The organism is Flavobacterium lipolyticum (genome assembly GCF_020905335.1).
Lineage (GTDB): Bacteria > Bacteroidota > Bacteroidia > Flavobacteriales > Flavobacteriaceae > Flavobacterium > Flavobacterium lipolyticum.
This window is the reverse complement of the sequence record NZ_JAJJMN010000001.1, coordinates 1,733,258-1,754,516: the sequence shown is the minus strand read 5'-3', so window position 1 is coordinate 1,754,516 and position 21,259 is coordinate 1,733,258. Positions and strand designations below refer to the sequence as shown.

The window sequence follows — 21,259 nt, the reverse complement described above, 5'->3', positions numbered from 1 at the left end:
TAGAGTATTTACTTACGTTTAATATTTTATTTGTAATCCATTTAACCAAACTAAATACCACATTATTATGAACAGAAAATTACCAAAAAGCATGGCGTCAGCCGTTGTTATTCTTACATTTTCAGTATCAGGATTTGCCCAAAACACAGACAAACGGGTAAGCCAGAAGAATGTATCCGAAAATGGACAACCAAGCTTAATCACTTTTAGTGATAAATCTACTTACAGAGGAACCGATTACAACACTGTCTTTAAAGAACAATTAGGTTTAAAAGACAATCAATCCTTTTCTAAAATTAAGATCGAATCTGATAGAGAAGGTTTTACACATGAAAAATTTCAATTGTACGAGCAGGGTATTAAAGTAGAATTTGCCAATTACACTTTACATTCGAAAGACGGAAAACTAGTTTCCATGAATGGAGAGTTTTATGCTCTTCAAAATGTAAAAACAACCCCAAAATTATCCAATAAAGCAGCTTTCGATAGAGCGGTTGCTTATACAGGAGCAAAACAATATCTGTGGGAAAACCTGCAAGATGCTGCAGCAATGAACTATGAGAAGCCAAAAGGCGAATTGGTTTTATTGCCGGCAATGGAAGAACAGGGGGAAACCAGAAAGTCAGATAAGGTGAGGCTGGCTTATAAATTTGATATTTATGCCACTAATCCGGTAAGTCGCGGAGATCTTTATATCGATGCAGAAACCGGAAAAGTCCTGTTTTATAACGCTACCATAAAACACCTTGGTGAATACAGCCACGGAAATAAAGTAAAAACCGCCAAAGCAATACATCAAAAAGAGGATGCGACTGCAAAAAAAGCTTTTGTTGCAGCCAATGCCGCGACACGTTACAGCGGAACGCAGGTAATACAAACTACCTTAAGCGGAGCGTCCTATATACTTGCTGATGCGACAAGAGGTTTGGGAATCAACACCTACAATATGAAAAAGGGAACCAGTTATACAGCAGCCGTAAATTTTACGGATGCCGATAATAACTGGACCGCTGCTGAGTATAACAATGCGAACAAAGATAATGGAGCTTTGGATGCACATTGGGGAGCTGAAAAAACATACGATTACTGGTCAACAGTGCATGGCAGAAACAGCTTTGATAACGCAGGAGCAATTATAAAAAGCTACGTACATTACAGCAATGCCTACGATAACGCTTACTGGAACGGTAGTGTAATGACTTACGGTGACGGAAGCGGAACTTATTTCGATATCCTGACTGCTATTGATGTTGCAGGACACGAAATAGGACATGCTGTTTGTACTTATACAGCCAACCTGGCGTATCAAAAAGAATCCGGAGCGATGAACGAGGCGTTCTCTGATATTTGGGGAGCCTGTATTGAATATGCAGCAGCACCAACAAAATCGATCTGGTTAATTGGTGAAGATATCGAAAGAAGATCAGGGCACCTTTCTTTGCGCTCAATGAGTGATCCAAATTCTGAAGGTCAGCCGGACACTTATGGCGGAACCTATTGGATCAATCCAAATTGTACACCAACAAGCAGTAACGATTATTGCGGTGTGCATACCAACTCCGGTGTATTGAACCATTGGTTTTACATTCTGTCTGTGGGTAAATCAGGTACAAATGATATTGGAAATGCCTATAACGTAACGGGGATTACAATTGATAAAGCGGCTAAAATTGCGTACCGTTTGGAAAGCGTCTATTTAACAGCAAATTCTACTTTTGCCAATGCAAGAACTTCAGGAATACAATCGGCTATTGATTTGTATGGTGCCGGTTCACCGGAAGTTATTGCTACCACCAATGCATTTTATGCTGTAGGTGTTGGAGCTGCGTATGTGGACTCAAATGATACAACTGCGCCAACAGCGCCAACAAATCTTGCTGCTTCCGGAACAACGGGGTCAACAACTAATTTAACATGGACTGCTTCAACAGATAATGTAGGGGTTACTGGGTATGATATTTACCAGGGAACAACTCTAAAAGGTTCGTCTACTACAACCAATTATACCGTAACAGGTTTAACAGCATTGACGGCATATAGCTTTAGCGTAAAAGCCAAAGACGGAGCAGGAAATGTTTCAACAGCAAGTAATGTGGTAAATGTTACGACTACAGCGGCTTCTTTAAATTATTGTAACTCTCAGGGCAACAGTACTGTAGATGAGAGAATTGGAAAAGTGGTATTCGGTACCATCAACAATACTTCAACAGGAACAACCGGTTATGAAAACTATACTGCTATCTCTACAAATGCTGCCAAAGGAACAGCCTATACGATAACAATCACTCCAGTTTGGACTTCTACTATTTACAGCGAAGGTTATGCTGTTTTTATCGATTACAACCAAGATGGGGATTTTACAGATGCAGGTGAAACAGTTTGGACGAAAGCGACCTCTACAGCGGCTACAGCTACAGGAACCATCACAATTCCGGCTACTGCAACACTTGGTACAACAAGACTTAGAGTTTCTATGAAATACAACGGAATACCAACTTCTTGTGAATCATTTTCTTATGGACAAGTAGAAGATTATTCGATCAATATCACAGCTTCAGGAGCTATTGTAAATCAGGAAATTGTAGCAGGATTAGTGGAAACTAATGAAACGGCAAGATTTGCATTGTATCCAAATCCGGTTGTTGATGAATTGAACATTTCGTTGGCAGATAATACAGGATATACTTTCAGAATTACAAATACATTGGGGCAACAAGTGAGTTCAGGAGCCCTTTCAGGAAATCCTATTGATGTGAGAACTTTAAAAACAGGACTTTATGTTATCGAGTTGAATAATGGTGCTAAAAGAATCGTTAAGAAATTCGCCAAAAAATAAAAATGTTAATTTAAAGAACGAAAGACCCCGCAATTTGCGGGGTTTTTTTATGAAGTTCTCAAATGTAATTTTTGTATATCACAGTTAGACCGCTTTTTGTAAGTTTGTTTGTTCAGTAATCCTAAAAAAAATCATGATGAAATTGTACTTATTGTTTTTTTTGTATGCCATTAGTTTTAGTAGTTTTTCTCAGAACAACGTGCTGGTTTTTCAGTCCGATTTTGGGTTGAAAGATGGAGCAGTATCAGCAATGAAAGGTGTGGCAATAGGAGTTTCAACAGATTTAAAAATATTTGATCTGACCCACGAAATTCCGGCATACAATATTTGGGAGGCCGCTTATCGCTTGTCACAAGCCGCACAGTACTATCCTGCAGGAACTGTATTTGTATCTGTTTGTGATCCGGGAGTGGGAACCGCAAGACATTCTGTAGTTTTACTCACCAAATCAGGACATTATTTTGTGACTCCCGATAACGGAACCTTGACTTTAATTGCAGAACAACTTGGGATTCAGGAAATTCGCGAAATTGATGAAGTACAAAACCGTCGCCAAAATTCAAATGAATCGTATACCTTTCATGGACGCGATGTATATGCTTTTACCGGAGCACGTTTAGCCTCAAAAACGATTGCATTTGAAGAAGTAGGGCCTAAGCTGCCTAATGAAGTGGTGAAAATTGATTATCAGAAACCGGTTTTAGAAAATGGAGTTATTAAGGGCGGTATTCCGGTTTTGGATATTCAATATGGAAATGTATGGACAAATATCGATAAAAAGACCGCTGAAAAATTAGGCTTGAAAGCGGGAGATGTCGTGAGAGTTCAGGTTTTTAATGGTGCTGAAAAAGTATACGAAGGAAAACTAAAGTTAGTAAATACATTTGGTGAAGCAGTAATTGGTGCAGCTGTTTGTTACTTCAACAGTCTTTTAAACTTCTCGCTTGCAGTCAATCAGGGGAATTTTTCAGAAAAGTATAAAGTGTTTAGCGGAGCTCATTGGAGTATTTTGCTAAGCAGATAAAATAAAAAACCGCCCATCTAGGCGGTTTTTTGACTTTATAAATTTTGCTCTCGGACAATTTCAGAGGAAATACGGCTTTAAATAAAACTTGTATTTTCTTATCCGTTGCGCTTACTGTAAATTGAATGAAGCTCCTAAACTAAAAGTTGCCTGATTGTTTAAATGATCAAATACATCCTTGTTGTTTCCGTATTTTGCAATTGGAAATCCAATCTCTGTGAAAACACCAAATCCGTCCGTAAAGAAATAACGTCCGCCAACATGACCTCCAAAGTTGCGCAATCCTAAACTTAAACCAGGGTAAACATCCAATTGTTTAACCCCAATGACACTGCTTAGGTTAGCATTAATTCTGGCTTTAGCATCAAAACGGTCACTAAAGTCAGGTTTTAAATCAGTGTATGGAGTTGGATTGTTATGATAGAAACCATTAAAGTTGTCTACTCCTAATAAATAATTGGCTACAAAGCCAAAAGAGAAATTTTCTCCAAGACCAAAATCTACCGAACCCTGAATTCCAGAACCACCATTTTGTATGTTAGCACCAACACTCACTTTAATATCTCCTTTTCCTTTAAAAGCCTCTTGTGCTTGTGTGAATCCAAATGATACTAAAAACAAAAGTGTAATTACCTTTTTCATAAATATAAATTTTAATTATTTTTTAAAGTGCAAAAATAGTATTTTTAGGAGTTAATTCCTACCTTTTTCAGAGAAATACAGTTCATTTAACGGTTCGCTCTGCCAGAAATCTTTAGTGTCGACGTTTAAAATAGTCAACGGGCCTTTAAAAGCGGCACCAGTATCAACGTTCCATATATTTGCTTTTTGTACAGGTGTTGTTTCGCCAATTCGGGTCACAGGAGTATGTCCGATATAGATTTCTTTATACAACGTAAAACGCTTAGGATAAAGTACATCACCGATTTTTAAAGTAGGATCTAATGAAAGAGCAGTTTCCCAAAGTGTTCTGTCCCAATAGAATAATTTTGGAAAATATTCATATTTGACGCCATTCAGATTGGTAAAACCTGCGTGAACAAATAATCGGTTTTGATCGTCAAGGTAATAGTCTTCCAATGATTCGAGGAAAGCGATATGTGTCTGTTTTTCTTCCGCACTCAGTTTTTCGTAAGCCAGAACAGTCGCTTCACCACCATGTTTGAACCATAAAGTTTCGTCAACGTCTTCTGTTTTGCTTTTAAACCAGGACAAAAGCAGTTCATCGTGATTTCCTCTGATGCAAATGCAATTTTGCTTACTTTTTAAGTCCATTAAATATTCAATTACTTGCGGAGATTGGCTCCATCCGTCAACATAATCGCCTAAAAAAATAAGAGTATCTTGTGTGGTAACTTTGGCTTTTTTCATCACTTGTTCAAGCGCGAGTAATCCGCCGTGTATGTCGCCTATAACAAATGTTCGCATTTTAATTCTTTAATGTAGAAATACAAAAATAACGAAAAGGATTCGTTTGAGACTATTAACTTGAGAATCTTTACAAAGGGTGTGATTTGAATTGTTATATGTGAAATGTGAGATGTGGAATGTAAAATGTGAAATTTGGAATTTGGAATTTGGAATTTGAGATTTGGAATGAATTTTAAGGGGTTATTTTTATGATTATTTTCGACGCATTTTGTGCCTTTCCTCTTTAAATTTGTAGTATGTCTGAAACGCCTACATATCGAAAAATCATTCATATTGATATGGATGCTTTTTATGCTTCAGTAGAGCAGATGGATAATCCCGCTTTGCGCGGAAAACCTGTTGCTGTTGGCGGATCGGAGAATAGAGGCGTAGTCTCGGCTGCGAGTTACGAAGCGCGAAAGTTTGGTGTACGAAGTGCCATAAGTGGTGTTCTGGCCAAAAAATATTGTCCGGAAATTATTTTCGTTCGTCCGCGATTTGAGCGTTACAAAGAGATCTCGAATAAAATTCATAAAATATTTCATGACTACACCGATCTGGTTGAACCTCTTTCGCTGGACGAAGCTTATCTTGATGTGACACAAAACAAGAAAGGCAACCCAAGCGCAAGTTTGCTTGCACAGGAAATTAGACTCCGAATTTTGAATGAAGTAGGGCTCACGGCCTCTGCGGGAATTTCGATTAATAAGTTTGTAGCGAAAATTGCATCGGATGTTAACAAACCAAATGGACAGAAAACCGTTAATCCGGACGAGGTTTTAAGCTTTTTGGAAGAACTGCCCATTCGGAAGTTTTATGGTGTTGGAAAAGTGACCACCGAAAAAATGTACCAATTGGGAATCTTTACAGGAGCAGATCTTAAGAGCAAAGAAGTAGCGTTTTTGGAGAAACATTTCGGAAAATCGGGGGCTTTTTATTACAATGTGGTTCGCGGAATTCATAATAGTGAAGTAAAAGCGTCTCGTGTAACTAAGTCAGTTGCGGCAGAGCACACCTTCGATGTCAACTTATCCTCTGAAATTTTTATGCTCGAACAGCTTGAAAAGATTGCAGCATCTTTAGAAAAACGATTAAAAAAGTATAACATCTCGGGTAAGACCGTGACGCTTAAAATCAAATACAGCGATTTTACGCAACAAACACGCAGTAAAACGCTGCCATACTTTATTTCCGATAAAAGTTTGATTTTAGAGACCGTAGAGGAGCTTCTGTATCAGGAACGAATGAAAGATTCGGTTCGATTGCTTGGCATTTCTCTGAACAATTTAAATACAGAAGAAAAAAAGGCAGTAGTAGTACAACTTAAATTTTCCTTCTAATTGCATTAAGGAATAATTAAATCATGTAATTTGTTCTTTTATGATGAATTTTCTTTCTACCTTTGAGAGTAACAGTACATTAACATTGAATCATTCACAATGAAAACGAATAAATTTGAAGAAGTTTCTCATCGTAATTCAGTCCCTATTATGGCTTGGGATTTTCATTGTGAACATTTAAAAGAATTAAAAGCGATTCTTACGGATGTAAAGAAAGTGAATAAAATTTCGACTCAGTTTATCTGGGACGCTAAAAATCTGGAAATTGAAGAACGGATAAAAAATGAAGTAGTTCTGGTTACCGATTTGGATTTGAAGATCGTTTTTGCTTCAAATGGAATCAGAAAAATGACAGGTTATAAGGAAGAAGAAGTTTTGGGTAAAACTCCGAAGATGTTTCAGGGACCGGCAACTTCAAAAGTAGTACTTAAAGAAATAAAAGAAGCCATTCAGCAACGAATTCCTTTTGAAAAAACAATTGAAAACTACAGAAAAGATGGCAGAACTTATAAATGTAAAATCAATGCACTTCCTGTTTTTAATTTAAAAGGACAGTTGTCGCATTTCATTGCTTTCGAAAGTGAAGAATTGGACTAAGGTTCTAAGATTCTGAGGTACTTAGGTACTGAGACGCAAAGGTTCAAAGGATAATACTTAGTAAAAACAAAACCGCCCTAAGGCGGTTTTTTATTGTTTAAGAAGACTTAGAATCTTAGTATCTCAGTACCTTAGAACCTTAGTCTACAGATTTTCAAAAAAATCATTTCCTTTATCATCCGTAATAATAAAAGCCGGGAAATCTTTAACGGTAATTTTACGAACCGCTTCCATTCCTAATTCTTCAAAATCTACGACTTCAACTTTTAGGATGTTGTCTTGTGCTAAAATAGCGGCAGGACCTCCAATAGAACCTAGATAGAATCCGCCATATTTTTGACAGGCATCTGTTACCTGTTTGGTACGGTTTCCTTTGGCCAGCATGACCATACTGCCTCCATGTTTTTGAAACTCGTCTACATAAACGTCCATACGTCCCGCAGTGGTCGGTCCAAAACTTCCTGAAGCCATTCCTTCGGGTGTTTTTGCAGGTCCGGCGTAATAAACAGGATGATTTTTAAAGTACTCCGGCATCGGTTTACCAGCTTCCAATAATTCCATGATTTTGGCATGTGCAATATCACGGGCTACAATTACAGTTCCGTTAAGTTTTAAACGGGTTTTAATTGGATATTGAGATAATTTGGCCAGAATATCGGTCATCGGCTGATCTAAATCAATTTCAACAGGCGCTTCTAAGTGCGGGGCAGTTTCCGGTAAAAATTGCTTTGGATTTACTTCCAATTGTTCCACGAAGATTCCGTCTTTGGTAATCTTCCCTTTAATATTTCTGTCGGCTGAACAAGAAACTCCCAATCCAACCGGACAAGAAGCTGCGTGACGAGGCAAACGAATTACACGAACGTCATGCGTGAAATATTTTCCACCAAACTGAGCACCAATAGCACTTTCCTGACAGATTTTCTGAACACGCTCTTCCCATTCTAAATCACGAAACGCCTGACCGGCCATATTTCCTGAAGTTGGCAGGTTGTCATAATAACCGGCAGAGGCTTTTTTTACAGCACTTAGATTTGCTTCCGCAGAAGTTCCTCCAATTACTAAAGCCAGGTGATACGGAGGACAAGCCGATGTTCCTAAATCTTTGATTTTCGTACGGATGAAAGCATCCATAGATTTATCATTTAATAAAGATTTTGTTTGTTGGTACAAGTAGGTTTTATTCGCAGAGCCGCCACCTTTTGCCATGAATAAAAACTCATAAGAAGCTCCTTTTTTGGCGTAGATATCAATTTGCGCCGGAAGATTTGAGCCTGAATTTTTTTCTTCAAACATCGAAATCGGAACAATTTGAGAATAACGAAGGTTGCGCTTTTGATACGTATTGAAAATTCCTCTGCTTAACCATTCAGCATCATCAACACCTGTAAAAATGCTTTCCCCTTTTTTTGCCATTACAATAGCCGTTCCGGTATCCTGACAGCTTGGCAACTGACCTTCGGCAGCAACAGATGCATTTTGCAATAAATTATAAGCTACAAAACGATCGTTATCTGTAGCTTCTGGATCGTCAAGAATATTTCTTAATTTTTGTAAATGCGTTGTTCTAAGCATGAACGAAACATCCGTAAGGGCTTCTTCAGCCAATAATTCTAATCCTTTTGGGTCAACAGTTAAAACTTCACGTTGTCCAAATTGCTCTACTTTTACAAAATCAGAGGTGATTTTGCGGTATTGCGTATCATCCTTCAAAATAGGATAAGGGTCCTGGTATATAAAATCAATCATTGTTTTGTTTTTTACAAAGTTAGAAATTATTTACCTAAGAAAGAATTTGAATAAGGTCCGTTTTTGATCCTTTATTTTTGACTGTGGAATTCATCAAAACTCATTTTTTTCTCAAAATAGGTTTGGTTTTCCTTGGTAAGTAGCTGCTTTTTCCACTGATTTCCAATCAAGCGAAAAATCGTTGAATCGGAGTATTTAACAGTTCCCATATTCTCGTCATTGTCATCGGGTTCAAAGAAAACTGTTTTGCAGTAGAAGGAATCCGGATCCGTTTTTGCAGAAGGATTTCCGAATTCAACCCAGCCGCCCCAGCCACTATCGGACATGCTTGACCATTCGTGAACCAATTGTATGTTTTTATTTTTCAGATAATATAAATAGTTGTTCTGACTATAACCGCAAGCAGGATATCCAAAACTAAGATGAACAAACGGAGAGTTTTTAGCCGTGGCTGAAGTCAATCCAAAAGAAGCCCCCCATTCCGAACCTTTTTCGATTCCTTTAATAGAGATTTTTGAAGAAACAGTTTTGGTTTTATTTTGATAAAAATCAAGTTGGTAATTTCCGGTTATGATACTGTCTTTATCTGCCTTTTGGCTGATAAGATGCGCAAGAATATAGCTGTTTGCTGAGATTTCTTCCTCATCGCTGATTGTTATGGTATCCGTTTTCAAGAATTTTTCTTTAGCGGGAATTGCATTTTCAACTTTGTTTTCAGAATGGACACCTACTATCTGCGATTCGGATTTTGGTTTTTGACAGGCGATTACAAGAGAGAGAAGGAAAAGGTATTGTGGTTTCATGGTTTGTTATTTTTTAGGCTTTGATTAAATGGCTCTTATTTTAATATGGTTTTTTTATTGATCAACGGATTAAAATCCGTTGCTACAAAAGAGGTCATTCCTACGGAATTTTTAATTTTTAAGAAAGTGCCTTCGGCTCGACCAATATTGTAGGGCCGGATTTTAATCCGGTTTAAAAATATTCGACAATGGGGTTTAAAGATCCATCGGATCGGTTTATATTTTTAGGTTTTGCGAAAGATCGCATTTAATATGTTTCGTTCCTATGGAACTTTTTGAATTATGGTTTTTTCATTGATCAACGGATTAAAATCCGTTGCTACAAAAGAGGTCATTCCTACGGAATTTGTAATTTTTAAGAAAGTGCCTTCGGCTCGACCAATATTGTAGGGCCGGATTTTAATCCGGTTTAAAAATATTCGATAAGGGGATTTAAAGATCCATCAGATCGGTTTATATTTTTAGGTTTTGTAAAAAATCGCATTTTAATATGTTTCATTTCTATGGAACTTTTTGAATTATGGTTGTTTTTATTAATCAACGGATTAAAATCCGTTGCTACAAAAGAGGTCATTCCTACGGAATTTGTAATCTTTAAGAAAGAACCTTCGGCTCGACCAATATTGTAGGGCCGGATTTTAATCCGGTTTAAAAATATTCGACAACGAGGTTTAAAGATCCATCAGATCGGTTTATATTTTTAGATTTTGCAAAAGATCGCATTTTAATATGCTTCGTTCCTATGGAACTTTTTGAATTATGGTTTTTTTATTGATCAACGGATTAAAATCCGTTGCTACAAAAGAGGTCATTCCTACGGAATTTGTAATCTTTAAGAAAGTGCCTTCGGCTCGACCAATATTGTAGGGCCGGATTTTAATCCGGTTTAAAAAATATTCGACAACGAGGTTTAAAGATCCATCGGATCGGTTCATATTTTTAGGTTTTGCAAAAGATCGCATTTAATATGTTTCGTTCCTATGGAACTTTTTGAATTATGGTCGTTTTATCGATCAACGGATTGAAATCCGTTGCTACAAAATACCCCATTCCTACGGAATTTTACAATCTTTGATCACGAGACTTCGGATCGGTTCATATAAGATCATTAAATAGATATTTTTCATCATAAGAAACCTGAAATCTCTCTAAAAATGTAAAATACTCTTCTTTGAAAGATTGCTTTTTGTGGTGTTCTTCCTGATTTTGAATATATTTATATACCGCATCAACATGTGATTGGCTGTAGGAGAAAACACCGTAACCTTCCTGCCATTCGAATCTGGATTTTGTCAGCTTATGGTCATTGATATATTTTGATGATTTTGCTTTTATGGTTTTCATTAGTTCAGAAATTGAAACATTTGGTTTTAAACCCAGAAAGCAATGAACGTGATTTTCGGTACCATTTACAATTATGGTTTTGCATCCTGTTTCGTTTATCAGATGACCAAGAATACTTAATAATTTCGATTTCCATTCGCTATTAATAAGTGCTTCTCTGTATTTGACAGCAAAAACGGCCTGTATATAAACTTGATGATAGGTGTTTGCCATTTTGCGTATTTTGTATTATAGAAGCAATAATACAAAATATTTCTATGCGTAATTAATAAAAAAATAAGAAAAATACTATTTTTTATTAAGCTTTAAAAAAACCAGCTGGCTACAAAAATGGCGGCGATTACACATATAAAATCAACCAATAACATGGTGGTAAGTGCATATCGGGTGTTTTTAATGTTTACCGATCCAAAGTAAACCGCAATTACGTAAAAAGTAGTTTCGGCACTACATTGGAAAATACTGCTTAAACGCCCGGTAAGCGAATCTGCTCCGAAAGTACTCATAGAATCCAGTAAGAATCCTCTGGAACCTCCTGAGCTAAAAGGTCTAAGTAATGCAACCGGTAACGCATTTATGATTTCAGAACTTACGCCGATACTGCTAAAGATAAATCCGATTCCGTTACTGATAATCTCAAACAGTCCGCTATTTCTAAAAAGGGAAATGGCAACCAGCATTCCCAAAACGTAAGGGAAGATTTTAACTCCGGTTTTTAAACCATTGTTTGCACCATCAACAAAAGTATCGAACATTGTAGTGTCTTGTGCTACAAATTTCTTCTCATGAATGAAGGAAAAAATGAGAGTAATTCCAATGATCCCAACCAACATCAATCCTGAAAGATTAGAAGTAAAATAGTTTTTTCCAATTAAATCCAAGTGATTAACGTAGAACAATAATCCTATGATCGCAGCAATAATGGCCATTAAAGCAAGTACTAATGAAGCACTTTTGAAATTTATTTTTTGTCTGATTCCCACAATTAGGAATGCTGCGACAGTTCCAATTAATGAAGTAATGATACATGGAAGCATAACATCCGCCGGATTGGCTGCATTTGCTGCGGCGCGATATCCAATAATTGAAGTTGGAATCAGGGTCAGACCCGATGCATGCAGACACATAAACATGATTTGGGCATCACTTGCTTTGTCTTTTTCGACATTTAATTCCTGTAAACTCTCCATTGCTTTTAGTCCAAATGGTGTGGCAGCAGAATCTAAACCAAGGAAGTTTGCTGCAAAATTTAAGGTCATATACGATATCGAAGGATGATTTTTGGGTACCGTAGGGAACACTTTGGTAAACATCGGACTTAGGAATCTGGCCAGTTTTTCGGAAGCTCCGGAAACGATTAAAAGTTCCATTAATCCGCAGAAAAAGGCTAAGTAGGCAATTAATGGAATAATAATGTCGATCAAAGTACTTTTACAGGTAGGCAGTAAACCGTCTGATTTTTGTACACCGCTATAAATTTTTACCGTTTTGTTTTTGTAAACATAAGTAGTATCAGGATTTGTTAAGTCCCTGTTTACAATCATGGTTTTATCTTCTTTTAAATCGATGCTGTCTCTCACAAAAGCAGGAATCTGCTCCAGATATTTTTCAGAAACCAGAATTGGGTCATCTTTTTGTCCGTTCAAAATAAAATCGAGTGTATAACTGTTGCCGGTAAACAAACTCACTACCACAAATAAAATTGAAGACACAAAAATAGCTAACCAAAATCTGCTCAATACCATAATTATATTTTTTTGTAAATGTAATTATTTAACCCTAAAACGCGCAAGGATTTTAAACAGGAAACAGGAAGTATTTCATTGAAAGTAATTCGGTTTTGTGAAAATTCAAATTATTCGATTTGAATTTTGGTTTCTAAATAGTTTTCAAAAGGCTTAATGCCTTCAAAAAGAATTGCCTTTTTATGATTTTCAGTCTCGTTAAAAAATTGGGTTTCTATTTTGGCGTGATCTTTTTTGATGGTGCGTTTCCAGGTTCCGATGACTTTGCTGTTCTCCAGGATTATGGGTTTGAAAATGCCATTGTTGGTAAAAGCCTTTGGTTGATGCTCGGGTGATATGGATGCTTCACGTGATTTGTACGAAATTAAGATTTCATCAAAAGCCGGAAGAAAATGGATGCTTTCGCGGAAATTATCCTCAGTTGAAATATCATTTTTGAACCAATACTTCTGATCCTCAATGGTAATAGTATTTAATTGCAATTCGATTGCATTAATGATGTTTTTGCAGCTGGTAGGAGAGAAGCCTGACCACCATGAAAAGTCAAGAAGGTTAGCAGGGCCATGGCTTTCAAAGTATCGAAGGGCTAGTTTTGTCAAACCTTCCTCTTGGGTTAGTCTGCCTTGTGGTTTCGGAACCCTTTCTTCAAGTAAAGCATACGTCATTTGTTTTCCGTTCATTTTTCCGTTACAAACCAAACCATCAAGTTCAGCATACATCATAATGGCACCGCTTAAATGATCAGGGCCAGGAGTTTTAGTAATGCTAAGTTCCTGCATGATTTCTTCACGGGTGAGATGATTGTTTCCTGCAAGTATTTTTTGGATAGCGGCATTCGTTTGATGTAGTTTCTTAGTATCATAACCATATTTTTTTACGTAAGAGGTTACAATGCGTTTGACTTGCGGCCCTGAAATATCCAACATCCAGTAAATATCATCGGCAGAAACAAAATGCCAGGTAGGCCGTAAAATATGAGTTCGGATAATTTGTGCCGAATTGATAGCTTCTTCAATCGCTTTTTCTGAAGCATCGCAACGGGAGCCAACTGCCCATTTTGCCATTGCATAGTCCTGAGCCTGCATTGCCCCTAAATGCTGCACAATTTCTTGTGGTGCATTGTGAGTCGTTTTATGAAGTTTTTGAGAGATGAGCCTGAGCTGAGCTATTTTTGAATCCATCGTTTAAAGCGGTATTACACATGAATAATTTCATCGTCAATTAATAAATCTTCACGACGAAGGCGAAGAAAAATCTGAGCTACAGCTATGGTGTCTTTCTCACAATAGGTTACAATTCGGTCAATGTCTTTTTCGACATAAAAGACATGTGCAACCTGACTGCCGTCGATATCACCTTTTGGAGAGGGAACTCCCAGGATCTTGGTTAATAGTTTTAAGGAGGTAAAGTGCTTGTAATCGCCAAACTTCCATAATTCTAAAGTATCTAAATGTGGTATTTCCCAAGGTTTTTTCCCAAATAAATTAAGCTTGTCCGGAATTGCAATCTGGTTGATGATCATACGTCGTGCAATAAACGGAATATCAAATTCTTTGGCATTGTGTCCGCACAGCAGGTGCTGCGGTTTATTGAAATGATTGTTGATCAGATTATTGAAGTCGCGCAGGATTTTCTTTTCATCTCCAAAAAAAGAGGTTACTCTAAAATTTCTGATATCACCTTTAATGGTAAAATAGCCAACCGAAATACAGACAATCTTACCGAATTCTGCCCAGATTCCGGCACGTTCATAAAATTCTTCGGGAGTAAAATCGTCTTTACGCTGGTATTGTGTCTTCTGATCCCAAAGAGACCTCATTTCTTCGTCAAGCGAATTGAAATTCTCCTCTTCCGGTACCGTTTCAATATCAAGGAAAAGAATGTTGTTAAGGTTAATTTTTTCAATCATTATGGTGACGTCTTATATTTTTAGGCATTTAGATTTATAAATGTACGCAAATGATTCTAAAAATAAGAAATAGCTTATGTTTTTAAGATTTTGATACTTTTTTGTCTTCCGCTTTCGTAAAGGTATGACTTGTTCAAAAGCTAAAACAAACTCTGCTGCGTACTAGGATTCTCATGTTCCAACAGCCATTTCTTACGGGAAAGACCACCGGCGTAACCCGTTAAAGAACCATTGGTACCAATAACACGGTGACAGGGAACCACAATCCACAGTGGGTTTTTACCATTTGCCGACGCAACAGCCCGAATGGCTTTTAGATCTCCCAGTTTCTTGGTCTGATCCATGTAACTGATGGTTTTTCCGTACGGAATTTCCAACAAGGATTTCCATACTTTTTGCTGGAAGTCCGTTCCTTTTGGGTTTAGTTTTAAATCGAAGTCGGTTCTTTTACCATCAAAATACTCTTGAAGCTGTGAAACGGCCTTTTCCAAAACTTTAGGAATGGTTTGCGAAACGTCATTATCGCCAACATCAGAAACAGAGACAATAGCAATGCCGTCTTCATCTCCAACGATTTTGGTAATTCCTAATGGTGAATTGACATAAACTGTTTCCATAGTTTTAAACGTAAAGTTTTAGCGCAAAGGTTTATAGCAAAGTTCGCAAAGTTTTTTTTAAATGATATAAGTTATGGCGGTAATTTAAGTTTTATGTGTTTTGGCAAACGATTGTTGCCCTGAGCGAAGTGACAGGCTTATAAAAAGGTTTGGAATTCGCTCAGTCGGATAGGAAACTTTTAATAATTGTCAGGTCTAAATTGATAATTTAAAACCGATTCCATTTTTTTACTTGAAATAATCTTTTGAATGTTTGAGTTTTCAGTTCTAAATTTCGGAGGATTCAGATTGTATTCTTTTGCTTTTTGAGTGTAGTATTCTTCTCTCGTTGGATGAAAAGGTGCTACGGCATTAAAGACCTCGTTCCATTTAGCCTGATTTAGGATTGCTTCGATAATGGCGATACAATCGTTTTGATGGATCAGATTTATCGGTGCATCAGGGTTTTCAAGGTTTTCTTTTCCGGCCAGAAATTTTACCGGATGACGATCTTCTCCGATTAGACCGCCAAAACGCAATATGGTGGCTGCAAAGTTTTGATTCTTTTGAAGCAAAGCTTCCGCTAAAAGCAATTGTTTACCACTTTCGGTTTCCGGATTTGGGTGTGTATCTTCTGTGATCGTCGCGTTCTCATTCCCATAAACTGCGGTTGAACTTACAAAAAGAACTTTTTTTACCGTTGATTTTTCTATAAACGGAATCAGATTCTCCATTTTTCGAACAAATATCCTCTCAGACGGAGTCGGAAGACTGGCGCTTTTTTCTCGTAATTTAGGCGGTATATCAATAATCAGAATCTCACTTTCCGCCAGGAAGTTAGTGATGCTGTTTGAAACATATTCGCTTTCAAGCGCAACCAGGAAAGCCTTTATTCCCGATGCTTCTAAACTCGGAAGTTTATTTTCCGAAGTCGTTGACCCGTTTACCGAATGTCCTTCTTTAATTAGCTTTTTCGCCAGAGGCCATCCCAGCCAGCCACATCCTAAAATACTGATTTGTGTCATTTTTCGTTTAAAGTTGCAAAGATAAAGCCTTTCGTAGCTGGAAAGAATTAAAACCAGTATTTACCTGATTTTTTTACCTCTTTGCGGGATTAGAATATTAGAGATCCAAAGTAAATCGCACTTTGTCTTTTCCTTTTGCGCCCATTCGGTGATAGAATTTGATGGCTCTTTCGTTAAATTGCGGGGTTTGCCATTGCATATTGACGCAATTGTTTTCTTTTCCAATTTGTTTTAGCTTTTCAATCAGTATTTCGCCAATACCAAAACTTCTGGCCTCTTCTTCGAGAAACAAACAGTCCATATAAAGAAAATTTGCGGCATTCCAGGTGGAGAAGTCAAAAGTAAAGGAAGCATAACCTACAATCGTATCTTTTGTTGCAACCACCAGACAATGTACTTTTGGACGATCGCCAAACAAAGCTTCTTTTAACTTATTTTCTTTTCCTTCCGAAGAAAACTGAGCTTTTTCATACTCCGCATGTTTTTGGCATAAAACCACTAGTTTTGGTAAGTCTGAAGGTTCACAGTTTCTTATTGAATATTCCATTGAAGATTGATTTCGTTTTGTAAAAAAGTGATGAAGCGATAAAAGTAGTCCGGATATTCCTGATTTTCCCGAATAGCAATAAAGTGTTTTCTTTTTAAACCGTTTTTTCCAATTTGTACAGCTTTTATCGGATTGTTTTTCAAATGAGGTAACAAGGCCCATTTTGCCATTGATATTACCCCCATATCGGCCTTGACCATTTCGAGCGATGCTTCTGTAAGCGGCAGGGCAGTTATTTTTCTGGGGGTTACCTTGGCGGGGGCCAGTACAAACTGATGTATGGTAACCGTTTCCATCGGAAAGGAGTGAATGAGTAAATGTTCATCGATAAAATCTTTGGCTACCACATATTTTTTAGTTGCCCAGGCGTGGTTTTCAGAGACGGCCATAACCATTTCATCCTGAAAAAGCTCAATATATCTAATGTTGTTGTCTTTGATCTGATCGCTTATTACGGCAATATCGATGGTGTTTTCCAGTAATTTTTGTATCGGAATATGGGTTGCTTCGGTTACAATTTTAAGTTCGACGTTTGGATATAAAAAATGAAATTGTTTTAAAACCGATGGCAGCCAATGATAACTTGAAAAACATTCGGTGCTAATTCTGATTTCACCGTATTCTCCATAAACCATTTGTTTGATTTGCAATTCGGTTTGCAAAAGTTTGTCCAAAATTTCATTGGCAAGTTCGTAGATCTTTTCGCCGGCTTTGGTTAGAACCAGTTTTTTATTGCTGCGCAGAAAAATGGCGGTTCCCAATTGATACTCGGCTTCTTTAAGCTGATGGCTCAAAGCCGATTGTGTCAGATGCAACTTGTCAATTGCCTTAGTGATGCTTCCTTCTTCAACAATTGCTTTTATTAATCGTAAATGACGTATTTCCATTTTTTTGGGAATTAGAAGTACAAAGGAACAAAATTTTAGGATGGCTTTTCTATGAAAAAAAGTAATCAACTGAATGAATTCTTTTCGTTTTTATGGAAGGAGCCATTACATTACATTTGAAAAACTGAAATAGTAAAACTGTAAAAAAATGGAAGCACAAATTAAACATTATGAGAATAAGCTGGCGTTCGAAATAGATCCGTCTGATTTATTTGATGCCCTGAACAATGGAGAGAAAGTAATCGCTATTGATGCGCGCAAAGCTTTTGGCTTTGAAGCAGAACACATTCCCACAGCAATCAATATTCCGCATCGTGAAATGACGCTGGAGCGTACCCAACATTTAGACAAAGAAGTTTTGTATGTAACTTATTGTGATGGAATTGGCTGCAATGCTTCGACAAAGGGCGCCTTGAATATGACAAAACTCGGCTTTAAGGTGAAAGAGTTAATAGGAGGGATCGAGTGGTGGAAGTTGGACGGTTATGCCACTGAGGGAACAAAAGGGGGACAGACAGGTTTGAGAATGGAATGCGCCTGTTAAAAGATAAAGGCAAACTTTATATAAAGTTTGCCTTTATTATTTTAAAATTCATTTTACGATTCGATTAAAGCTTTTAAAGCTTGTAAAATTGGGTTTTCTTCATCCTGAGGTTTTTCCTGAACTGCTCCGGGGCGATTGTCTTCCTGAACAATTTCGAGTTTTGTTTTCTGATTTTCTTCTGTTAAGACATAACTCATTACGAAGTAATTCTCGGGTTTGTCCTCTAATTCCGGTCTGGGGAAGAATAAGGAATATTTGATTTTCTGATTGGGGATAATCTCCAAAACAGTCCCCCATTGCTCAAAAACCTGACCTTCCCATTCGTTCCTAAATCTGATTTCATTACCAATTTTCCAGTCTGTGATTAAGTCACTGCCGTATTGCCATTGTTTGACCCACTCCGGTTGAGTGAGTGCATTCCAGACTTTTTCTGAGGGAGCATTTAAAAGAACTGTAGAGATATTGGTTGCCATAATAAGTGTTTTTTATTGTGGTTTTACAATTGGCTTTGCAATAGGTTTTAAGCTGTCTTTTTTTATGGCAGTACTGTCTTTCGCTATTGCTGCAGGTGCAGGAATAGTTGCGGGTGCTGTGTAGCGTTTTATTTTTTGCTGAAGGAGTACTGCGTCATTCAATACAAAAGGTGTTGGCATCATCCAATCGCTTCTTGGTTTTACTTTAAGCAGCGGATTGGTCATCAAATCAAAAGAACTTTCAATTAAATCCATATCCAGAACGGTCAATTTGTTGGTGTAGAATTCCATGATAAGAGGTTCATTGCCTACCACATAGTAACATAAGATTTTCATGCCATCGCGTTCCAGACGATTTCCTTTTTGTCCTGAAGCTGCAACTCCATTAGCTTTGAAATTGAAAAAAGTCATTTTTGGATTGGCATAAATATCATAACGATTTACCTTTCTGTTTGGGGTGATTTTTATTTTTAAATACCTGTTATTGCCAACCACACTGTCTTTTAAAAATGCAATGGTTGGTTTCGGTATGTCGACTACAGGAGCAATCGCACTATACGTAAAGCCCGAATTGTATTTGCTGGCTATTGGTAATGTATTTAAACCAATAGCGCTCTGGTTTTTTTGACCTAAATAAGTTTTGGTCCAATCGTCAAGGTTAACATCGTAAGTTGCCCAAAGAGCAGAGTTGGTATTGGCATTGTAAACGTACAGTAAACTGTTTGATTTTGCTTTTCCTGGTTCGTAATCGGAGTGGTATCCTGCATAGATAAAAAAGCCAATTGAAACAGCAAAGAAAAAGATCGTCCAGATCCCTTTTTTAGCAAACGTACCAAATATCGGTAATACCAATGTAAAAAGTAATACGGTTAGAATAGCACTTACAAAGAGGATTTTTAATCCTAAACCAACCGGAAACATTACAATAAATGGAGCGATGATAACGAATGCCGGAATACTAAAAAGGAGGTTGAGTCCGAGGCTATAATGTTGAGTAAGAACAAAAATTCCGAACAGGAGTATGCCGAAGTATACCGGTATGATCAGAAAACCTGCACCAGTCAGACTATTAGCTACAAATGCATTCATGATGATCCAGAGTAGCAACGGTGCTACAAAATGATTCATGGTAATTTTAGCTTCTGAAAAATGATGGTAGAAGGCAAATGAAATGGCGATACTTAGTGTTACAAATGCACCGATATAAGCATGACCGTTGTATGTGAATCCATTCAATAAGTCAGAATATTGCGGATAAATCTGTAATACAATTTTCCATCCTAAAAAGGTTACCAGACCCGCTATGATGAGAGATCCTAATAAAGGAACAAATCCTTTGAATATTTCTCTGAAAGTGATAACACGTTTAACCTTTCCTATAAAGATGAAAACAATCAACAATCCTAAAGCAATAATTGTCATTGGCCATACCCATGAAAAAGGATAGTTAATGAAGGAGAACGGAGCAGTAAAGTACACATCATCCTCTGTTGAAGTTGTAGTATTTAAATCTACATTGGAAAAATATTTTAATAAGGGCATTAAGTAAGTTCCCTGATGAGCCAAAGTTGTTTTGTTCAGGTGCTGAACATCATCTTGTTGTGTGTGATAATTGTAGTGACCGTCTATAAAAGCAAAGTTGAATCCCTGAATGTTTCCTTGCTCTCTGAAAACCGTTAAGTCGGTATCATTTGGAAGCATTTTGTAGATGCTGTACATAAGTGAATTGGAAACAGGATAAGTAGTTTTTGCATTAGAAAATTCTTTTACCAATGCTTTGTTTCCTTTATTGGTTTCCATTAACATATAACTTGGACCTGAGGATCCTCTTGCCTCAAAATTAAGAACCAAACCTACATCTTTTGCCCACGGATGGCTGTTTACAAAAAGAGCCGCACCATTTAACCCCAGTTCTTCAGCATCTGAAAAAAGAATGATAATATCATTTTTATGCGGTTGTTTTGCATACAAAAAAGCACGAATTCCTTCGAGAATAGTTGCGACACCTGAAGCGTCATCACTTGCCCCTTTTGAAAAAGAATGTGGAGCACTGTCGTAATGGGAAAGAAGTAAAAGTGCCTTTGTATTGTTGGTACCCTTTATGCGGGCAAGAATGTTTTTTGATTTTACAAGAAGTCCTCTATCATTTAAAGTAAAGCCTTCCTGAACACTGGTTTCCAAACCAATTTGGTTTAGTTCAAGTTTAAGATAATTGGCTACGAGTTCATGATTGAGAGAACCTACATAGTGCGGTTTCTGCGCAATAATTCTGACTTGATTTAAAGCTCTGTCCGTAGAAAACTCAGCAAGAGCCTCATCTCCTTTAGAGATTACCTGCGGCATCATTGTGGCGTATATAATACCAAGAATGGCAAGAATGCAAACTATGGCTAGAATTGAGGTTTGGTTTTTTTTCATGGTAGATAGGTA

Annotated in this window: 20 protein-coding genes; 5 read left to right on the top strand and 15 right to left on the bottom strand. The window is 37.3% G+C overall.

Annotation, left to right across the window (positions count from 1 at the left end):
• Positions 1-67: 67 nt before the first annotated feature.
• Together LNQ34_RS07810 and LNQ34_RS07805 are read left to right on the top strand one after the other, a co-directional pair.
• Positions 68-2,836, top strand: a complete 2,769-nt coding sequence (locus LNQ34_RS07810) for a M4 family metallopeptidase (RefSeq protein WP_229999136.1) — start codon at positions 68-70, stop codon at positions 2,834-2,836.
• 133 nt (positions 2,837-2,969) lie between these two features.
• Positions 2,970-3,860 (top strand): SAM hydrolase/SAM-dependent halogenase family protein, encoded by an 891-nt coding sequence (locus LNQ34_RS07805; RefSeq protein ID WP_229999135.1) that lies wholly within the window; start codon positions 2,970-2,972, stop codon positions 3,858-3,860.
• A gap of 111 nt (positions 3,861-3,971) precedes the next feature.
• On the opposite strand, the gene LNQ34_RS07800 is transcribed toward LNQ34_RS07805, so the two are convergent.
• Both LNQ34_RS07800 and LNQ34_RS07795 read right to left on the bottom strand, forming a co-directional pair.
• On the bottom strand, positions 3,972-4,502 hold the full coding sequence (locus LNQ34_RS07800; protein WP_229999134.1) for a DUF6646 family protein: 531 nt from the start codon (positions 4,500-4,502) through the stop codon (positions 3,972-3,974).
• A 51-nt stretch (positions 4,503-4,553) separates the two neighbouring features.
• Positions 4,554-5,288: a metallophosphoesterase family protein gene (locus tag LNQ34_RS07795; protein ID WP_229999133.1), complete on the bottom strand. Its 735-nt coding sequence runs from the start codon at positions 5,286-5,288 to the stop codon at positions 4,554-4,556.
• A gap of 239 nt (positions 5,289-5,527) precedes the next feature.
• Between LNQ34_RS07795 and dinB the strand changes: the two genes are divergently transcribed.
• Together dinB and LNQ34_RS07785 are read left to right on the top strand one after the other, a co-directional pair.
• On the top strand, positions 5,528-6,610 hold the full coding sequence (gene dinB, locus LNQ34_RS07790) for a DNA polymerase IV (RefSeq protein ID WP_202702616.1): 1,083 nt from the start codon (positions 5,528-5,530) through the stop codon (positions 6,608-6,610).
• 99 nt (positions 6,611-6,709) lie between these two features.
• Complete coding sequence (locus LNQ34_RS07785; RefSeq protein ID WP_229999132.1) at positions 6,710-7,207, top strand: PAS domain-containing protein; 498 nt, start codon at positions 6,710-6,712, stop codon at positions 7,205-7,207.
• A 144-nt stretch (positions 7,208-7,351) separates the two neighbouring features.
• Here the strand turns inward: LNQ34_RS07785 and LNQ34_RS07780 are convergent, their stop codons facing one another.
• The 11 genes from LNQ34_RS07780 to LNQ34_RS07730 form a co-directional block, all read right to left on the bottom strand.
• Positions 7,352-8,956, bottom strand: coding sequence for a fumarate hydratase (locus tag LNQ34_RS07780; RefSeq protein WP_229999131.1), 1,605 nt, complete (start codon positions 8,954-8,956; stop codon positions 7,352-7,354).
• Between the two features lie 71 nt (positions 8,957-9,027).
• On the bottom strand, positions 9,028-9,759 hold the full coding sequence (locus LNQ34_RS07775) for a hypothetical protein (RefSeq protein WP_229999130.1): 732 nt from the start codon (positions 9,757-9,759) through the stop codon (positions 9,028-9,030).
• Between the two features lie 740 nt (positions 9,760-10,499).
• Positions 10,500-10,694: a hypothetical protein gene (locus LNQ34_RS07770; protein WP_229999129.1), complete on the bottom strand. Its 195-nt coding sequence runs from the start codon at positions 10,692-10,694 to the stop codon at positions 10,500-10,502.
• Positions 10,695-10,854: 160 nt separating this feature from the next.
• Positions 10,855-11,316: an IS200/IS605 family transposase gene (tnpA, locus tag LNQ34_RS07765; protein ID WP_202702620.1), complete on the bottom strand. Its 462-nt coding sequence runs from the start codon at positions 11,314-11,316 to the stop codon at positions 10,855-10,857.
• Positions 11,317-11,408: 92 nt separating this feature from the next.
• Complete coding sequence (locus LNQ34_RS07760; protein ID WP_229999128.1) at positions 11,409-12,848, bottom strand: nucleoside recognition domain-containing protein; 1,440 nt, start codon at positions 12,846-12,848, stop codon at positions 11,409-11,411.
• A gap of 110 nt (positions 12,849-12,958) precedes the next feature.
• Positions 12,959-14,029, bottom strand: coding sequence for a winged helix DNA-binding domain-containing protein (locus LNQ34_RS07755; RefSeq protein WP_229999127.1), 1,071 nt, complete (start codon positions 14,027-14,029; stop codon positions 12,959-12,961).
• Between the two features lie 14 nt (positions 14,030-14,043).
• The gene (locus tag LNQ34_RS07750) at positions 14,044-14,757 is read right to left on the bottom strand and encodes a 3'-5' exonuclease (protein WP_202702623.1); all 714 of its coding nucleotides are present in this window, start codon (positions 14,755-14,757) and stop codon (positions 14,044-14,046) included.
• 140 nt (positions 14,758-14,897) lie between these two features.
• Positions 14,898-15,374, bottom strand: coding sequence for a methylated-DNA--[protein]-cysteine S-methyltransferase (locus tag LNQ34_RS07745; RefSeq protein WP_229999126.1), 477 nt, complete (start codon positions 15,372-15,374; stop codon positions 14,898-14,900).
• A 179-nt stretch (positions 15,375-15,553) separates the two neighbouring features.
• Positions 15,554-16,378 (bottom strand): NAD-dependent epimerase/dehydratase family protein, encoded by an 825-nt coding sequence (locus LNQ34_RS07740; protein ID WP_229999125.1) that lies wholly within the window; start codon positions 16,376-16,378, stop codon positions 15,554-15,556.
• A gap of 97 nt (positions 16,379-16,475) precedes the next feature.
• Positions 16,476-16,925 carry a GNAT family N-acetyltransferase gene (locus LNQ34_RS07735; protein ID WP_229999124.1) on the bottom strand — a complete coding sequence of 150 codons (450 nt, stop codon included), beginning with the start codon at positions 16,923-16,925 and terminating at the stop codon, positions 16,476-16,478.
• Positions 16,910-17,812, bottom strand: coding sequence for a LysR family transcriptional regulator (locus tag LNQ34_RS07730; protein WP_229999123.1), 903 nt, complete (start codon positions 17,810-17,812; stop codon positions 16,910-16,912). Before LNQ34_RS07730 ends, LNQ34_RS07735 begins: the two co-directional genes overlap by 16 nt.
• Before the next feature lie 148 nt (positions 17,813-17,960).
• On the opposite strand from LNQ34_RS07730, the gene LNQ34_RS07725 reads away from it, so the two are divergent.
• Positions 17,961-18,356, top strand: a complete 396-nt coding sequence (locus tag LNQ34_RS07725) for a rhodanese-like domain-containing protein (RefSeq protein ID WP_202702629.1) — start codon at positions 17,961-17,963, stop codon at positions 18,354-18,356.
• Between the two features lie 53 nt (positions 18,357-18,409).
• On the opposite strand, the gene LNQ34_RS07720 is transcribed toward LNQ34_RS07725, so the two are convergent.
• Positions 18,410-18,829, bottom strand: coding sequence for an SRPBCC family protein (locus LNQ34_RS07720; RefSeq protein WP_229999122.1), 420 nt, complete (start codon positions 18,827-18,829; stop codon positions 18,410-18,412).
• A 12-nt stretch (positions 18,830-18,841) separates the two neighbouring features.
• Entirely contained in the window at positions 18,842-21,247 is a 2,406-nt protein-coding gene (locus LNQ34_RS07715) for a M28 family peptidase (protein ID WP_229999121.1), read from the bottom strand.
• Positions 21,248-21,259 lie beyond the last annotated feature (12 nt).

Coding starts and splice junctions, on each gene's coding strand:
- LNQ34_RS07810 (WP_229999136.1), top strand. CDS start 68: ATGAACAGAAAATTACCAAAAAGCATGGCGTCAGCCGTTGTTATTCTT.
- LNQ34_RS07805 (WP_229999135.1), top strand. CDS start 2,970: ATGATGAAATTGTACTTATTGTTTTTTTTGTATGCCATTAGTTTTAGT.
- LNQ34_RS07800 (WP_229999134.1), bottom strand. CDS start 4,502: ATGAAAAAGGTAATTACACTTTTGTTTTTAGTATCATTTGGATTCACA.
- LNQ34_RS07795 (WP_229999133.1), bottom strand. CDS start 5,288: ATGCGAACATTTGTTATAGGCGACATACACGGCGGATTACTCGCGCTT.
- dinB (WP_202702616.1), top strand. CDS start 5,528: ATGTCTGAAACGCCTACATATCGAAAAATCATTCATATTGATATGGAT.
- LNQ34_RS07785 (WP_229999132.1), top strand. CDS start 6,710: ATGAAAACGAATAAATTTGAAGAAGTTTCTCATCGTAATTCAGTCCCT.
- LNQ34_RS07780 (WP_229999131.1), bottom strand. CDS start 8,956: ATGATTGATTTTATATACCAGGACCCTTATCCTATTTTGAAGGATGAT.
- LNQ34_RS07775 (WP_229999130.1), bottom strand. CDS start 9,759: ATGAAACCACAATACCTTTTCCTTCTCTCTCTTGTAATCGCCTGTCAA.
- LNQ34_RS07770 (WP_229999129.1), bottom strand. CDS start 10,694: ATGAACCGATCCGATGGATCTTTAAACCTCGTTGTCGAATATTTTTTA.
- tnpA (WP_202702620.1), bottom strand. CDS start 11,316: ATGGCAAACACCTATCATCAAGTTTATATACAGGCCGTTTTTGCTGTC.
- LNQ34_RS07760 (WP_229999128.1), bottom strand. CDS start 12,848: ATGGTATTGAGCAGATTTTGGTTAGCTATTTTTGTGTCTTCAATTTTA.
- LNQ34_RS07755 (WP_229999127.1), bottom strand. CDS start 14,029: ATGGATTCAAAAATAGCTCAGCTCAGGCTCATCTCTCAAAAACTTCAT.
- LNQ34_RS07750 (WP_202702623.1), bottom strand. CDS start 14,757: ATGATTGAAAAAATTAACCTTAACAACATTCTTTTCCTTGATATTGAA.
- LNQ34_RS07745 (WP_229999126.1), bottom strand. CDS start 15,374: ATGGAAACAGTTTATGTCAATTCACCATTAGGAATTACCAAAATCGTT.
- LNQ34_RS07740 (WP_229999125.1), bottom strand. CDS start 16,378: ATGACACAAATCAGTATTTTAGGATGTGGCTGGCTGGGATGGCCTCTG.
- LNQ34_RS07735 (WP_229999124.1), bottom strand. CDS start 16,925: ATGGAATATTCAATAAGAAACTGTGAACCTTCAGACTTACCAAAACTA.
- LNQ34_RS07730 (WP_229999123.1), bottom strand. CDS start 17,812: ATGGAAATACGTCATTTACGATTAATAAAAGCAATTGTTGAAGAAGGA.
- LNQ34_RS07725 (WP_202702629.1), top strand. CDS start 17,961: ATGGAAGCACAAATTAAACATTATGAGAATAAGCTGGCGTTCGAAATA.
- LNQ34_RS07720 (WP_229999122.1), bottom strand. CDS start 18,829: ATGGCAACCAATATCTCTACAGTTCTTTTAAATGCTCCCTCAGAAAAA.
- LNQ34_RS07715 (WP_229999121.1), bottom strand. CDS start 21,247: ATGAAAAAAAACCAAACCTCAATTCTAGCCATAGTTTGCATTCTTGCC.